The organism is Flavobacterium pasteuri (assembly GCF_048286615.1).
GTDB lineage: Bacteria > Bacteroidota > Bacteroidia > Flavobacteriales > Flavobacteriaceae > Flavobacterium.
Window position 1 is genome coordinate 218173 of sequence record NZ_JBLVPN010000007.1, and the last position, 15666, is coordinate 233838.

The 15666-nt window shown below is 32.4% G+C and carries 19 protein-coding genes; 18 read left to right on the forward strand and 1 reads right to left on the reverse strand.

Features of this window, described 5'->3' with window-relative positions; translation table 11 throughout:
* The first annotated feature begins 489 nt into the window (after positions 1 to 489).
* From ACNQF6_RS12180 to ACNQF6_RS12265, 18 genes are all read left to right on the forward strand, one after another.
* A complete protein-coding gene (locus ACNQF6_RS12180; RefSeq protein ID WP_417966214.1) occupies positions 490 to 1248 on the forward strand; it encodes an MlaE family ABC transporter permease in 759 nt (252 codons plus the stop codon).
* A gap of 1 nt (position 1249) precedes the next feature.
* A complete protein-coding gene (locus tag ACNQF6_RS12185) occupies positions 1250 to 2026 on the forward strand; it encodes an ABC transporter ATP-binding protein (protein WP_417966172.1) in 777 nt (258 codons plus the stop codon).
* Positions 2027 to 2044: 18 nt separating this feature from the next.
* Positions 2045 to 2929, forward strand: coding sequence for an MlaD family protein (locus ACNQF6_RS12190; RefSeq protein ID WP_417966173.1), 885 nt, complete (start codon positions 2045 to 2047; stop codon positions 2927 to 2929).
* 184 nt (positions 2930 to 3113) lie between these two features.
* Positions 3114 to 3878: a DUF4382 domain-containing protein gene (locus ACNQF6_RS12195; protein WP_417966174.1), complete on the forward strand. Its 765-nt coding sequence runs from the start codon at positions 3114 to 3116 to the stop codon at positions 3876 to 3878.
* Between the two features lie 167 nt (positions 3879 to 4045).
* Positions 4046 to 4267 carry a hypothetical protein gene (locus ACNQF6_RS12200; protein ID WP_417966175.1) on the forward strand — a complete coding sequence of 74 codons (222 nt, stop codon included), beginning with the start codon at positions 4046 to 4048 and terminating at the stop codon, positions 4265 to 4267.
* Between the two features lie 178 nt (positions 4268 to 4445).
* Entirely contained in the window at positions 4446 to 4631 is a 186-nt protein-coding gene (locus ACNQF6_RS12205; protein ID WP_417966176.1) for a CsbD family protein, read from the forward strand.
* Positions 4632 to 4796: 165 nt separating this feature from the next.
* Positions 4797 to 5258 (forward strand): sll1863 family stress response protein, encoded by a 462-nt coding sequence (locus ACNQF6_RS12210; protein WP_417966177.1) that lies wholly within the window; start codon positions 4797 to 4799, stop codon positions 5256 to 5258.
* 186 nt (positions 5259 to 5444) lie between these two features.
* A complete protein-coding gene (locus tag ACNQF6_RS12215) occupies positions 5445 to 6068 on the forward strand; it encodes a porin family protein (protein ID WP_417966178.1) in 624 nt (207 codons plus the stop codon).
* A 26-nt stretch (positions 6069 to 6094) separates the two neighbouring features.
* The gene (locus tag ACNQF6_RS12220) at positions 6095 to 6247 is read left to right on the forward strand and encodes a lmo0937 family membrane protein (protein ID WP_417966179.1); all 153 of its coding nucleotides are present in this window, start codon (positions 6095 to 6097) and stop codon (positions 6245 to 6247) included.
* Positions 6248 to 6308: 61 nt separating this feature from the next.
* Positions 6309 to 6461 carry a lmo0937 family membrane protein gene (locus tag ACNQF6_RS12225; protein ID WP_315207628.1) on the forward strand — a complete coding sequence of 51 codons (153 nt, stop codon included), beginning with the start codon at positions 6309 to 6311 and terminating at the stop codon, positions 6459 to 6461.
* A gap of 31 nt (positions 6462 to 6492) precedes the next feature.
* Entirely contained in the window at positions 6493 to 6825 is a 333-nt protein-coding gene (locus tag ACNQF6_RS12230) for a YtxH domain-containing protein (RefSeq protein ID WP_417966180.1), read from the forward strand.
* Between the two features lie 53 nt (positions 6826 to 6878).
* Positions 6879 to 7226: a hypothetical protein gene (locus tag ACNQF6_RS12235; RefSeq protein WP_417966181.1), complete on the forward strand. Its 348-nt coding sequence runs from the start codon at positions 6879 to 6881 to the stop codon at positions 7224 to 7226.
* A 1-nt stretch (position 7227) separates the two neighbouring features.
* Positions 7228 to 7566 (forward strand): hypothetical protein, encoded by a 339-nt coding sequence (locus tag ACNQF6_RS12240; protein WP_417966182.1) that lies wholly within the window; start codon positions 7228 to 7230, stop codon positions 7564 to 7566.
* Between the two features lie 923 nt (positions 7567 to 8489).
* A complete protein-coding gene (locus ACNQF6_RS12245) occupies positions 8490 to 10265 on the forward strand; it encodes an Ig-like domain-containing protein (RefSeq protein WP_417966183.1) in 1776 nt (591 codons plus the stop codon).
* A 65-nt stretch (positions 10266 to 10330) separates the two neighbouring features.
* Entirely contained in the window at positions 10331 to 12385 is a 2055-nt protein-coding gene (locus ACNQF6_RS12250) for an OmpA family protein (RefSeq protein WP_417966184.1), read from the forward strand.
* Positions 12386 to 12626: 241 nt separating this feature from the next.
* Complete coding sequence (locus ACNQF6_RS12255) at positions 12627 to 13106, forward strand: nuclear transport factor 2 family protein (protein WP_417966185.1); 480 nt, start codon at positions 12627 to 12629, stop codon at positions 13104 to 13106.
* Positions 13096 to 13554, forward strand: a complete 459-nt coding sequence (locus ACNQF6_RS12260; RefSeq protein WP_417966186.1) for a DUF1572 family protein — start codon at positions 13096 to 13098, stop codon at positions 13552 to 13554. The genes ACNQF6_RS12255 and ACNQF6_RS12260 overlap by 11 nt, the downstream gene beginning before the upstream one ends.
* Before the next feature lie 636 nt (positions 13555 to 14190).
* On the forward strand, positions 14191 to 14619 hold the full coding sequence (locus ACNQF6_RS12265; protein WP_417966215.1) for an AI-2E family transporter: 429 nt from the start codon (positions 14191 to 14193) through the stop codon (positions 14617 to 14619).
* Here the strand turns inward: ACNQF6_RS12265 and ACNQF6_RS12270 are convergent.
* The gene (locus tag ACNQF6_RS12270; protein WP_417966187.1) at positions 14520 to 15566 is read right to left on the reverse strand and encodes an o-succinylbenzoate synthase; all 1047 of its coding nucleotides are present in this window, start codon (positions 15564 to 15566) and stop codon (positions 14520 to 14522) included. The genes ACNQF6_RS12265 and ACNQF6_RS12270 overlap by 100 nt on opposite strands.
* Positions 15567 to 15666: the final 100 nt, after the last annotated feature.

Consider the following 15666-nt stretch of genomic DNA (forward strand, 5'->3'; position numbering starts at 1 on the left):
AGTTTATGAAACTAGAACAATAGCCATAGACGAAAGTGATTTGAAAAATTTATTTTCTGAATTCCAACAAACAAGTAAAATTTTTAAATCAGAACTGGCACAAGAAGTTCAATAAATGGGTGGAATTCCTGTGGATGTGATTAAAAAAAACAGCTTTTTTGTGAGACTTTGGATAAATCTCAAAGCATGTCTTATTGATAAAAACAGAGAAGATATTTTAAAAACTCTTTAGTATAAAGAATTTACAGCTATAAAAACTATGAAGAAACCTTAGTTGATAATTTAAAGCTTCATACAGTTGCGTTTCTTATCATCGTTAAATCACAGCAAATTTTTTTAACTGCACATCTTGATAGGTAAAAAAAACAGGAGATTTAATGTAGTCTTAAAGCAATTTATTTTTTCTAATTTCCTTTAAGCTCATACTTAATTCGCATCCATAAAACCCAAAAACTAATGAATAGTATAATAGCCGCCAAAAAAGAAAGTATAATCAGCTATTTGAAAGAAACTTTTAATGACGTAGGCAAAATTACATTATTTGCATCGCGTTTTTTCAAAGAAGTAATTAGGCCTCCTTATGAAATCAAGGAATTCATAAAACAATGTTACGTTATTGGGTATAAATCTTTGCCACTAGTTACCATCACGGGATTTATAATGGGTTTAGTACTTACGCTACAATCAAGGCCAACATTAGCCAAGTTTGGTGCAGAATCCTGGTTGCCAAGTATGGTTGCACTTTCATTAATCCGGGAAATTGCTCCCGTAATAACCGCTTTGATTTGTGCTGGTAAAGTTTCTTCCGGTATTGGTGCTGAATTAGGTTCTATGAAAGTGACAGAACAAATAGATGCAATGGAAGTTTCGGCAATAAACCCGTATAAATATCTAGTTGTTACAAGGATTTTAGCCACATCGCTCATGATTCCGCTTTTAGTGATTTATGCCGATGGTATTGGCATTATAGGAGGATATGTAGGTATTAATATTCATAGTGACGTTAATATGTATCGTTACCTCTCACAAGTTTTAGAATCCATTACTTTTTTAGATATTTTTCCTGCGACTATGAAAACTTTTTTCTTTGGTTTCTTTATTGGAATGATTGGATGTTATAAAGGATTTAATGCGGCTAATGGAACTGAAAGTGTTGGAAAAGCGGCTAACTCAGCTGTAGTTACTGCTTCATTAACAATATTTATTATTGATATGCTTGCCGTACAAATAACTGATTTATTTTTCTAAAATGACACAAGATATAACAACTACTGCCCCTACTCCTATTTCTAAAACTAATGATCGAGTTATCCAAATAAAAGAACTTTATAAATCCTTCGGGAGTAACGAAGTTTTAAAAGGAGTTACTTTCTCTGTAAATAAAGGAGAAAATTTAGTGGTATTAGGAAAATCAGGTTCTGGAAAATCAATAACTATAAAATGTATAGTTGGTTTAGTTGTTGCTGACGAGGGTGAAATAAATGTATTTGGCACTGATATTACAAAAATAGATAACAATGAGCTTAATGAAATCAGAGTCCGCATAGGTTTTCTTTTTCAAAATGCTGCGCTGTATGATTCCATGAGTGTTCGAGAAAATCTAGGATTTACATTGAAACGACACGCTAAGAATTTATCTGCTGAAGAATTAGAAAATCAAATAAAAGACGTTTTGGAGAGCGTTGGCCTGGCTGAGGCAATTGATAAAATGCCTTCGGAATTATCAGGAGGAATGCGAAAAAGAATTGGACTTGCGAGAACTCTTATTCTAAAACCTGAAATCATATTATATGATGAACCTACGACAGGATTAGATACGATAACTTCAAGAGAAATCAGTGAATTGTTATTAGAAATACAAAAAAAACATAAAACATCTTCGATTATTATTACCCATGATATGGCTTGTGCAAAACACACTGCTGATCGGCTTGTGATTTTAAAAGATGGTGTTATACATATTGAAGGAACTTACGAAGAATTAGAAAAAAGTGATGACGAATGGGTTCGTTCCTTTTTCCTATAACCAATAAAAAAATATAAAATGAATAAAGAATCTGGATATCAATGGAAATTAGGAATGTTTGTAATCATAGGGTTGGCACTTTTTGTTACAACAATATATTTTGTTGGAAAACAGAAAAATCTATTTGGCTCTACATTTGAATTGAATTCAAAATTTAATTCGGTGAATGGACTCGAAGTAGGGAATAATGTTCGTTTTTCGGGTATTAACATAGGTACTGTCGAAGAAATTGAATTTCTAACGGATACTTCTGTGGTGATTAAATTAGTCATAAAAGAAGAAGTCCGTAAATACATCAAGAAAGATGCTATTGCAAGTATCAGTTCTGATGGTTTAATGGGAGATAAAGTCCTAATAATATCCTCTGGAAAAAACTCTAAAGTAATTGTAGAAGACAATGACAATATTGCTTCAAAGCAAGCTATAGAAATGGAAGATTTAATGGTCAGCGTTAAAAAGAGTGTTGATAATGCCGGTGTAATTACAGCTCAACTTGCTCAGTTCAGTTATAGCATGAACAATGGAAATGGCGCTTTATCTAAATTAGTCTCCGATGAGGAATTTGGAAACAGTATAAAAAACATGGTTGCTAATCTTGAAAACAGTTCAAATGAATTTAAAAAATTCACAATCAAAATGAATGACGGAAAAGGAGCGCTGTCAAAATTAGTGAGTGATGAGAAAATGGGTCGAATGATTGATTCTACCCTAACAAATGTAAAAACAGGAACCGAAGGACTCAATGAAGTTATAGAAGCTGCAAAACATAATTTTCTGTTAAGAGGCTATTTCAATAAAAAGAAAAAAGCAGAAGATAAAAAGCTGGAAGAGCTCGAAGATCAGGAGGAAATAGAAATGAAAAAGGAATTAAATATTGGGGCAAAATTTGATACTATAAAATAGTCTTTAAATAGCAATAGCTTAATATATTTCTCGAAAATACATCAAATTAAGAGAATACTTATTATTTACTACTTATGAGTGAGAATTCTACAACTTTATAGCAAAGTTGTATAACATTTGATTTACAGATGCAAAGTATCTTTACAATACTACAAATATTTTGAACCTTTAAATTAAAATGAAAATGAAAAAAATGAAACTTATTCTGTCTTTCATCATGCTTGGATTATTAATTTATTCCTGTAACAATGATGATACAAATGCGAGTTACCCGTATGCAGTAAGATTGACTGATGCTCCAGGACCATATGACGAAGTGAATGTAGACGTACAAGGTGTGGAAGTAATAGGAGAAGATGGTAAAACTGTAGCACTAAATGTAGAAAAAGGTATTTATAACTTACTAGAATTTTCTAATGGTGTCGATACATTACTTGCAACTGATTCACTGGAAATTTCTTCTGTAAAACAAATAAGACTTATTCTAGGTGCTGACAATACAGTAGTTCTTAATGGTGTAAGTTATCCTTTGAGTACCCCAAGTGCGGAACAAAGCGGATTAAAACTTCAAGTTAACCAAACACTTCAAGAAGGGATATTGTATACTGTCCTTTTAGATTTTGATGCCAATAAATCAGTAGTTAAATTAGGAAATGGCGGGTACCAATTGAAACCGGTCATTAGAACAATAGAAAAAGCAATTAGCGGTTCTATAAAAGGTAAAATTACTCCAATAGGAACTATGGCAGTAGTTGAAGCAACCTCATCAACAGCAGTAAGTTATACAAGTAATGTAAATGAAAAAGGGGACTTCCTAATAATGGGACTTCCTCCAGGAATGTACACCATTACCATCACTCCTGCTCTGCCGTTATTACCTGTAACAAAAACTAATGTCGTAGTTACAGCCGGTTTAACTACTGAAATAGGCGCTTTTATTATATTATAAAATTATTGTATAAATGGTGTATTATAATGCAAAAGCAAAATTATCAACAACCTAATACATTTAAAATCATTAAAAACATCATTACATAATGCGATATTTTTAATGATTTTATTTTTTACACTTAAATAAACCGTGCCTTACCAAATAATCTTAAAATTTAATTTATCATGAAAACAGAAAAAGAACTTAATGAAGCTATTCTTGAAATTACTATGAAAATTCGGAATTACTATCCCGAATTATCAAAATATTTGTCTGAGATGCCCGTATCTATTCCTGATATTACAAATCCCGAAATAAATATTAAAACACTAACGGATTATTATGAATCACTAGAAAACATATTGAAAAAATACATTCCAAATCATAACCACGATTCAAATCAATAGAACTATTTATTGATATAATAGTCAAAATTGATATAATTGTACGCTCATTGTTTATTGTTCATTCTACAAAATCAGTGAATATAACAACTAATTCCCAAAGTTATATAACTGATTTAGGCCTTAATCACGCCAACTTTGTAAAGTGAAAATTATTTCGCGTACAATACATACAAAAAAAATGAATTCAATAGAACTAACAGGAAATTGGGAAGAGCAAAAAGGAAAATTAAAACAAAAATTTGCAGCTTTGACCGATAATGATTTACTTTTCACAGAAGGTAAAAAAGAAGAAATGATGGGCAAACTCCAAATTAAATTGGGTAAAACTAAAGACGAAATTCTTAAAATTATTGAATCCATCTAATAATTTGTTTCAAAAAAAGACTTGTTTGACCCTATTATTACATTATTTACTTTAGCTAATACCGTTGCATAATTCAAAGTAGCAGTACTAAATACTCCTAGTTTGAATTATAAAATGGTACACCTGAAGCTCTTTAATCAAATCAAAAAAATAAAACTATATATTATGAAAAAGACACTTTTTACCCTTGCAATAACAACCTTCATGGCTGGAACCGTTTTAACAGGTTGTCAAAATACTTCTAAAAAAGAAGAAGCTGCACAAGATAATGTAGAGGATGCAAGAGAAAATCTTGATGATGCAAAAGAAGAATTGACAGAGGCAAGAAAAGCAGCAACTGAAGAAGAATGGAATGCATTCAAGGCAAGTACTAATGCAACAATTACTGAAAATGAAATGAGAATCGCAGAGATGAAAGCCAGTATGAGAAAAACTGGAAAATCAATCGATGAAGAATATGCTCAAAAAATTGATGCTTTAGAACAAAAAAATAATGACATAAAAGCTACGATTAAAACGTATAAAAATGATTCCAGTAGTGATTGGGAATCTTTTAAACAAGAATACAATCGTGATATGGATGAACTTGGAGAGGCTTTTAAAAACCTCACAGTAGACAACAAATAGTACATTAAAAGGACGAGTTACACAACTCGTCTTTTTTTTGCTTAATTCTTTTTTGATTTAAAAATATCTGATAGTAAATCGTTTAAGGTGTGAATAATATAAACTTAACAAAAAGTATTGTAACAAAGTTAGTCTGTAAGATGGTGATATTTGTAGTATAATAATTCAATAACAAAAACAATTAAAATGAAAAATTCAAAAAAACTAATCTTTGCTTCATTAGTATTAAGTTTCATGAGCTTTACAAACGCACAAGCGCAAGAAAAAACACCTTCTTATGGTTTTAAAGGTGGACTAAACTTCTCTAATTTTTATATAGATACTGTAGATGACAGCAACATACTGACAGGTTTTAATGCTGGTTTATACGCAAAATTTCCAGTTACAAATAGTATTGCAATTCAGCCAGAAATTAACTACACAACAAAAGGATCTGAGCAAATATACGATAATGGAGTAGTTCAAGGAACATCAAAATTCAATATCAATTACATTGAAGTTCCTGTTTTATTAGTTGCTAATTTGACTGATAATTTTAATGTACATATAGGTCCATACGCAGCGTTTATGGTTAGTGGAAAAACAAAAAATGATTCGAATTTTGGTTCATCTGAAAGTGAATTAGACACTGATGATTTTAACAAAATTGATGCTGGTATATCTGGTGGACTAGGACTTGATTTTGATGTAGTAAACTTTGGTGTTCGTTATAATTATGGTTTAACTAAAATAGGAAAAGACAATAGCTTTACTTCGTCAGACGCAAAAAACAGTGTTTTTAACGTTTACGTAGGTTTGAGATTAAACTAATACATATTAATTAATCATTAAAAATTATGAGCAATTTACTTTACACAATCGCAGTAATTTTAGTCCTTTTTTGGGCAATTGGCTTCTTTGCATACAGCATAGGATCAATTATTCATATACTTCTCGTTATTGCAGTTATTGCAGTTATATTTAGAATTATACAAGGCAGAAAAATCTAGTTTTTCTGCCTATTTAATTAAAAAAAACAAACAAAATATAAATCATTAAAAACTAGAAATCATGGGCAACCTTCTTTACACAATTGCAGTTATTTTAGTCATTTTTTGGGCTATTGGATTCTTTGCATTCAGCTTAGGATCAATTATACACGTACTTCTTGTTATTGCAGTTATTGCAATACTATTTAGACTAATACAAGGTAGAAGTATATAAATCAAATAATAAAACAGTAAAATACATAATTATGAAAGCAGATAAAATAATATTAGGAGTTTTAGGTGGCGTTGCCGTTGGAGCATTATTAGGAGTATTGTTTGCACCTGAAAAAGGGGACAAAACAAGAAAAAAAATTATGGATAAGAGTAACGATTATGCTGATGAATTAAAAGACAAATTAGATACTTTATTGGGAACAATTAATAAAAAGTATGAGAAAATTTGGAGTGAAGGCGAAGATTTAATCGCTCAAGGAAAATCAAAATTTGATGATGCTAAATATGAAGGTGAATCATTACTTTCTGAAGGAAAATCAAAATTTTACGATGCAAAAAACGAAATTAAAAATACTAGTATCTAATACGATATTTAGTAATTAAAATTTCAATATAAAGTACGCTTACAAATTATATCATGGAAAACAACGCAACAGCAATAGAAATGCTTTTTGAAAGAGCAGAGGATTACACTAGAACAACAGTAGAATTAGCGAAGTTAAACGCAGTGGATAAAACTGCTGATGTCTTGTCTTCTTTACTTTCTCGATTAACCGTTTCTGTTGTTTTTGCAATGTTTGCTTTTTTGGTAAACATTGGCCTTTCCCTATGGATTGGTGAATTAGTTGGAAAAGTATATTATGGTTTTTTTATAGTATCGAGTTTTTATTTACTAATTACAATCATTCTTTACATATTTAAAGATGAATGGATTAAAATGCCCATCAGCAATTTTATTATTATTAAAATGCTAAAAAAAAGTTAGTATGAAAAAGATACACCAAACAGAAATTCTTAAGGAAACTATCATATTAATGAAAATGAAACAAGCCGAAGAATTAGTTCAACTAAAAGATCAGTACCAGTATACCATCGAAAGTTTAAAACCTTTAAATCTTATAAAAAATGCTTTTGGCCTTATGGCAACCTCTCCTGAAATTAAAGGGAATATACTAAATAATATTGTTGGCATGACAACAGGGTACTTAACTAAAAAAGTGTTATTAGGATCAACTCACAATCCCATCAAAAGAATATTAGGAACGATGTTACAATTTGTAATCACTAACCTTGTAACAAAACATTCAGAAGCTTCAAAATTATAACTACGCTTGTACTTTGTTTCGAATTGATTTAATTCCAATACAATAATTACATTAATCAGGTATAAACTATTTATTGTTCTTTTTTAAATAAGCTCAAAAACAAAATATCTAACTGGATCACTTATTGTATTTAAGATAATATCTTTTGAAAACTAATTAAAAAGCATAGAAAAAAGATTAAAAAAGAAAGCGCTAATAATAGGACACAGAAAACTTGCTTTTTAAAACTTAGAAAAGTAAAAATGAGCTGCAGAACTAATTATTGCTAATAATAAACTTAAAAAAGCCGAAAAATACCAACTAAAATATATAATAAGATTGGAGGAAATGATGTTTATAACTTCCCATAAAGTAAGACAACCAATTGCTAATATTTTGGTTTATCTTATTTGCTACATCAACAATCTGTCAATTCACCCGATGAGTTAGAAAAATCTTTAGATTACATCAAGCAATCTGCTATGTGTCTTGATGCTTTTACAAAAGAACTTACTGAATTCATTTTTAATCTGGAAAAAAAAGGGAAAATTGCATTTAAATACAAATTTCAGAAAGTACTTTAATAATGCGCAATCTAAAAATTGTGTCAGTTCAGGACAACAAGGTTTAACTTTTCATTAAAGTTGGACCTTTTTTTTATTTTTTTTTTATCAAATCCATGAAAATATTTTTCTTCAAAAATGTTTCTGCTACAATTTGTTAAAGATCCTTTTTTTAACAATTTCTATATTTAGAAAGATAAAAATTATACAAACTGATACACATACAACACTTCTAAAATCATAAATACTGATTAACAATAAATCCTTTAACATTTTAAATGAGTGAATTTTACAATTTCCATTTTTAATTATATAACAGCTTCTGTTCACAATAAAACAATCTTTGTTGTATAAAATACTTAATCCCCTAAATCAATAATGATGAAAACTAAAAATTTACTATTAACGTTTGCAATACTTTTTATTGCATTAATTTCAGGTTGTGCAGAAGACGATTTTATAGAGACCGAAGGCGTATGCCCAGTTGTTGAATCTACCACTCCTGTCAATGGAGCTTTAGCCGTTCCTTTTAGACAACTGATTTCTGCAACATTCAATGAAGAGATGGATGCAGCAACAATTAATCAATCCACTTTTATCATCACTAAAGCTGATGGTACTACAGTTACAGGTACAGTAACATACAGTGGAACTACCGCTTTGTTTACTCCTGGTGTTCCTCTAACTCCTAATACTACCTATAGTGCTAGAATTAAAACTGGAGCTAAGGATGTAATGGGTAATGCACTTCAAGCTGATTATGTTTGGACATTCAGTACAGGAATGCTTATTGTTCCTATGGTGAGTAATACAGATCCGCTAAACAATGCCATAAACATTACTTTGAATAAAACAATCACTGCCACTTTTAGTGTACCAATGAATCCTTTGACATTAAACAGTTCAACTTTTACGGTAAAACAAGGAACAAATACGGTTGCTGGAGTAATTACTTATTCTGGTTCAACAGTATCTTTTACCCCAACAAATCTGTTAACTGCAAATACTGTTTATACCGTTACTATCACAACTGGAGCTGAAAGTACAGCTGATGCTTCGTTAGCGGCTAATTATGTATGGAATTTCACTACAGCAGCAGCACCTACAGTAACTGTAACAGATCCACTTAATAATGCTACAGGAGTTAATTTAAGTAAAACAGTTACTGCAACATTCAGTGTAGCTATGGACCCTTTGACTATAAATGCAACTACTTTTACTTTGAGACAAGGTACAACAGTAATTCCAGGTGTTGTTACTTACACTGGTGGAAATACAGCTTCTTTTAACCCGGTAAATTCACTTAATCCAGGACTTACTTACACCGCTACCATAACAACTGGTGCTAAAAGTACTTTAGGTATTCCGTTAGCAAATAACTATGTGTGGAATTTCACTACAGCAAATACAGTAACACCAAGTCCTATAGTTACTAGCGGACTGTTTTTTGGAGTTTTTGGAGGTAATGCCGGAATAACTAACCAAGGATTATTATCTGTAGTAGATGGTACAATAGGTACTACCGCTGCGTCATCTTTAGTGACCGGTTTTACAGATGGAACCAATGGTGATGTTTATATCGTAACCCCATTAAATAACGGAGTTGTAACAGATGGTATCTTTACTGATGCTCCTGCACCCGGAAATACTACTAAAGCAGCAACTGCATTAGCAGGATTGAATGCAGCAAGAGACCTTTATAATAGCATCTCCCCTGCCTCAATGCCGGGTGGTAATGTTAACCCTGGAGCAGGTGAATTAGGTGGATTAACATTAGCTCCTGGTGTATATACTGCATCTAGTTCTTTTAAAATAACCAACGGGAATCTAACCTTAAATGCTAATGGTGATCCAAATGCCAAATGGTACTTTCAAGCTCCTTCTACTTTAACAGTAGGTGATTCAGCGCCAAGTAGCGTTACATTTTTAAATGGCGTAGGTAATCCTAATAATGTATACTGGTATGTTGGTAGTGCAGCAGTTATTAACTACGCAGGTGGTGGAGTTATGGTAGGAAACATCATTGCAAACAATGGTGTGACTTTGTCTTCTCCTGCCAATAGCACAAATCCTTTTTTAACAGTACTAAATGGTAGAGCGATTTCTCTAGTAGCTTCAGTTACCATGGTGAATACAGTTATTAATGTACCTAACTAGGTATTTGATAAAATAAATTTTAGAATCAAACTTTTCATCCCGTCTTAGGACGGGATATATTTAAAATGAATCAAATAAAAAATAACATGGACAATATAAATAATTTCAAAAAGGGATTACGCCTAGCTTGGTCTCCAATTAACTTACCAATCAAAAGTCTTTTAGTAGTCTCATTGACATGGTTAAGTGCTCAAACGACTGTTCAGGCACAAGAAGTTCAAGTGGTTAAATATGCTAAACCTTCCTGGTATTTCGGTGTTGCTGGTGGAGCCAATTTCAATTTTTACGAAGGTTCTACTAATCAGTTAAATGCAAGCTTTACTCCTCCGGCTACTTTTCATGAAGGAAATGGCACAGGGCTTTTTATTGCACCACTTTTAGAATATCGTCCTGCTACTTCAAGATGGGGAGTTATGTTGCAAGCCGGGTTTGATAGCCGTAAAGGTTCTTTTGACCAAGTGCTTACTGCATGCGACTGTCCTGCTGATTTAAAAACTGATCTTAGTTACATTACTGTAGAACCTAGCGTACGTTTTGCTCCATTTAAATCTAATTTTTACCTTTATGGAGGCCCAAGATTGGCTTTCAATTTGGACAAATCATTTACCTATCAATTAGGTATTAATCCAGCTTTCCCTGATCAAGCTCCTTCCCCTGCAGTAACTGGTGAATTTAGCGAGATTGAGAAAACTATTCTGTCAATGCAAATTGGTGCAGGATATGATATACCGCTTTCTTCAGATAGCAACAAAACACAATTTGTATTGTCTCCTTTTGTTTCTTTCCAACCTTATTTTGGTCAAAATCCTCGTGCCACAGAAACTTGGAACATAACTACAATTAGAGCTGGTGTTGCACTTAAATTTGGTCAAGGACAAAATATCCAACAAGCTACAGATATGGCTAAAGACCGTGAAGTTGAGTTCTCCGTAAATTCTCCTAGCAATGTTCCCGGAGAAAGAAGAATGACTGAAATTTTCCCGCTTAGAAACTATGTTTTCTTTAATGAAGGATCAACAGAGATTCCAAATCGTTATGTTTTATTGACAACAAATCAAGTAAAAGACTTCAAAGAAGATCAATTAGAAACATTTGCTCCAAAAAATTTATCAGATCGTTCTAAACGTCAAATGACTGTTTATTATAATGTGCTGAACATCCTTGGAGATCGTATGCAAAAAAATCCTTCTTCAACAATTACTTTGGTAGGTTCATCAAATAATGACAATACAGATGGTCTTGCTATGGCTGAATCTGTTAAAACCTATTTGGTAAATGTATTTGCAATAAATCCAACTAGAATTACCACTAAAGGTCAAAGTAAACCAAATATCCCATCAGAACAACCAGGTGGAACATTAGAGTTAGTTTTACTACGTGAAGGAGATCGTAGAGTTTCTATCGAAAGTAATTCTGCTGATTTGTTGATGGAATTTCAAAGTGGTCCTGATGCGCCATTGAAACCAGTTCAAATTACAGCTTCACAAGAAGCACCTTTGGAAAGTTATGTTACTTTCAATAATAAAGGAGCTGGTGAAGCACTATCATCTTGGTCATTGCAAATAACTGACGAGAAAGGAAAAATACAGTCTTTTGGACCTTATACTCAAGATGAGGTTAGCATTCCTGGAAAAGCAATTTTAGGTAGCCGTCCAGAAGGAGATTACAAAGTAAAAATGATTGGCCAGACTAAAAGTGGTAAAATTATAGAAAAGGAAACTCCTGTTCACATGGTACTTTGGACTCCTGCAAAAATGGAAGAAGGTATGAGATATAGTATTATCTATGAATTCAATACCTCTAAAGCAATTTCATTGTATGAAAAATACCTAACTGAAGTTGTTACGCCTAAAATTCCTGTTGGAGCAACCGTAATTATTAAAGGTCATACGGATATTATTGGTGAAGAAGTTTACAATCAAGACTTATCATTGGCTCGTGCAAATGATGTTAAAACTATCCTTCAGAGCAGTTTAGCTAAAGCGGGTAGAAATGATGTTAAATTTAATGTATCTGGTTATGGTGAAAATGAAAATAATTCTCCGTTTGATAACAAAACTCCCGAAGAACGTTTTTACAATCGTACTGTCATAATTGATATTATTCCTGCCGTTAAATAAGCCGGAATATCAGAATACCTTTTAATAAAGTATAAAAGAGGATAGAAACTTAACAGTCTATCCTCTTTTTTTGCCTAAAAATGAGAAAATATATCTGATTGTAATCTAATGACAATCAATCTTTAATTATTCTTAATGTTTTCATAGTAAGAGTAATACTTGTCAGTTTTTCTATAATCCTTTTTTAAAACCTGAATTTTAACAAAAAAATTATTATTTTTACTATTCATTTTACGCAAATATGAACGAAAACGAAAAAACCCTCATTAAGTTCTACACCGCTTTTGCCAATGCAGATGCTTTAACAATGTGTGAATGCTATCATTCTAAAATTGAGTTTCGTGATCCAGCTTTTGGATTATTAAAAGAAAACGATGTTTGTCAAATGTGGAAAATGCTCATTGAAAAAAGCAAAGGAAATATAAAAATTGAGTTCTCAGATATGAAAGTAGATGAATACGTTGGTTCTGCACAATGGATTGCTACCTATAACTTCAGTAAAACCAATAGAAAAGTAGTAAATGTTATTCAGGCTCAGTTTCAGTTTAAAGATGGATTAATAAAAAAACACACGGATGATTTCGACATCTGGAAATGGTCCAAACAAGCTTTTGGAATTACAGGACATCTCTTAGGCTGGACCGGTTTTTTTCAACAAAAAATACAGCAACAAGCACTACTATCATTAAAAAAATACAAAGAAACTAAAAATGCTAATTGAAAGCTTAAAGACACTATTCAGCCGAGATTTAAATCAACTAAAAACGGAAATTGAGTCGTACCAAAATGAAAGTGATATTTGGGCTATCCAAAAAGGTATCGCTAATTCAGCCGGAAATCTTTGTTTGCATTTGGTAGGAAATCTTAATACTTACATTGGTGCACAGTATGGAAAAACTGGATATATAAGAAACAGACCATTAGAATTTTCGCTGAAAGATATTCCAAGAGTAGAATTGTTATCAAAAATCGAAGAAACTATTGTTGTCGTTGACAATGCGCTTAATAACATCTCAGAAGTTGAACTAAAAAAAGAATATCCACTTTTAGTTTTTAAAGACAAAACTTCAACCGGGTTTATGCTCATCCATTTGACCACACACCTAGCCTATCATCTTGGACAAATTAATTACCACAGGCGATTATTATGTCTAAAAACATTGTTATGACAAGCAATTTAGTACCTTATTACACGTTTTAAATTCATACTTAAATCGTTTATAAAGTAAAGAAGAGTAAGAAATAACGGTTACAATACAAATTTGTATGTTAGAATCTTCTATAACACCGGTATTTTCAATACAGTAAGAGATTTTCTGTTTTATAAATTCTTCAGTATACTGTATTAGCCTCTTTCATTCTATACTTTGGCAAAACACTATTTATTCCGCTAAGCTTTTCGTTACTCATTGATTTTATTCTATATACTGTTTTCAAATGGATGGAAACAAAAGGAATTTACAAAGAAGTTTCGATTATTATTTCCATTTTAGGGGTAACACTTTTGGTAGGAGCCATAATTTATCTATTATTCGCAAAGTTTTCAAATTTTCTCAGCATTAATACTTTTTCACCACCAGATGCTATTAAATGCCTTGTAAGGAATTTTCTCACCTAAAAAAAACTATTCGCGAAATCCTTGTTCAAACCATTCATGCATAGTACAATTTCATCACATGAATGCTACTAGTCTATTTAATCGTTGGATTATTAAACCGCATCGGACTATTGATTATTGGAGTACACACCCATTTCTATTTGTATTTATAGCCTCAATCCTTACTTTTATTCCGTCTGTAGGAATCATGATATCATCGCTGTTGCCTATTGCAGTTTCCTGGATCACGTACAATTCTATTTGGTATCCGTTGGCAGTCATTGCTTTTTTTTCAGTTGTTCAAGCACTCGAAGCCTTTATCATATTTTCTTTCGCTGTGGGAAGCCGTTTAAAAAAAAATACACTCGTCATCATTATTGTGGTAATCGTGGGAGGCATTTTATGGGGCGCTGCAGGAATAATTCTCTTCATTCCGTTCAATAAGTATCATAAAATTGATTGCCGACCGCACACCAAGCTTAAAAACGTTATCCGTGTTATTAGGAGACGGCGAACAAAGGAAACCTACGAAATAATCTATTTCAAAAGACCAAAATCAAAGGCCCAATCCAGCTCCTCTTTGTACCACAATTGCCCCTGTGAAACTTCCAGCGGACAGTCAAAATTATTAGCATAAAGAGCTCCGGTTCCTAATCCCTGAGGCATCAAATTGTGCTGTAAAAAGGTCCATTGCGCAATAGCATTGAGTCCAATATTACTTTCCAAAGCTGAGGTAATCCACCACCCGATTTTATGCTTTTCAGCCAATGAAATCCACTCTTGAGTGCCTCGAAAACCACCTACAAAACTTGGCTTCAAAATGATATATTGTGGCTTAATTTTCTCCAGTAATTCCTCTTTTTCAGCAACTGTAAACACACCTATCAGCTCTTCATCCAAAGCAATAGGAAAAGGAGTGGTTTTACACAGTTCTGCCATCTTGTCAGTATGATTTTTTTGTATCGGTTGTTCAATACTATGTAGTTTAAATTCAGACAATTGAATTAATTTATCTAAAGCTAAATTTTCACTAAAAGCACCGTTAGCATCAACCCGAATTTCGACTTGTTCCGGAGTGAAATGCTCCCGAATAAATCGCAATAATTGCAGTTCTTTATCGAAATCTATCGCTCCAATTTTAAGTTTAACACATCGGAAACCTTGTGATAGTTTTTCCTCAATTTGCTGCTTCATGAACGACTCCTCGCCCATCCAAACTAAACCGTTTATCAAGATAGACTTTGTGCCATTTGTAAAGTCCGAAGGAAACAACAAAAAAGGGTTTTCACTCACTAAAGATTGGAACGCCATTTCCACTCCAAACTGTATCGAAGGAAACTCTAATAATGCTTCCCAAAGCTGGTCTTTTCCCAAGTTAATAGTATCGCAAGTCCATTGCAATTTTTCTTCATAATCCGAGCGATCATCAATACTCAATCCGCGAAGGATTCCGCATTCACCTATTCCTTTTTTACCGTCCTGTTCCAAGACGATAAACCAAGTTTCCTTTTCCGTCATAACGCCACGGGAAGTCCCTGATGGTCGTTTGAAATCTAGAATGTATTTGTGGTAGGTTGCTTTCAAAAAAATTATTAATTATGAGTTATAAATTATGAGTTACATATTCGCAGGAAAAATAAGCAATACCTAATCTTGTCAAGTCGAGCGCAGTCGAGACCTAATT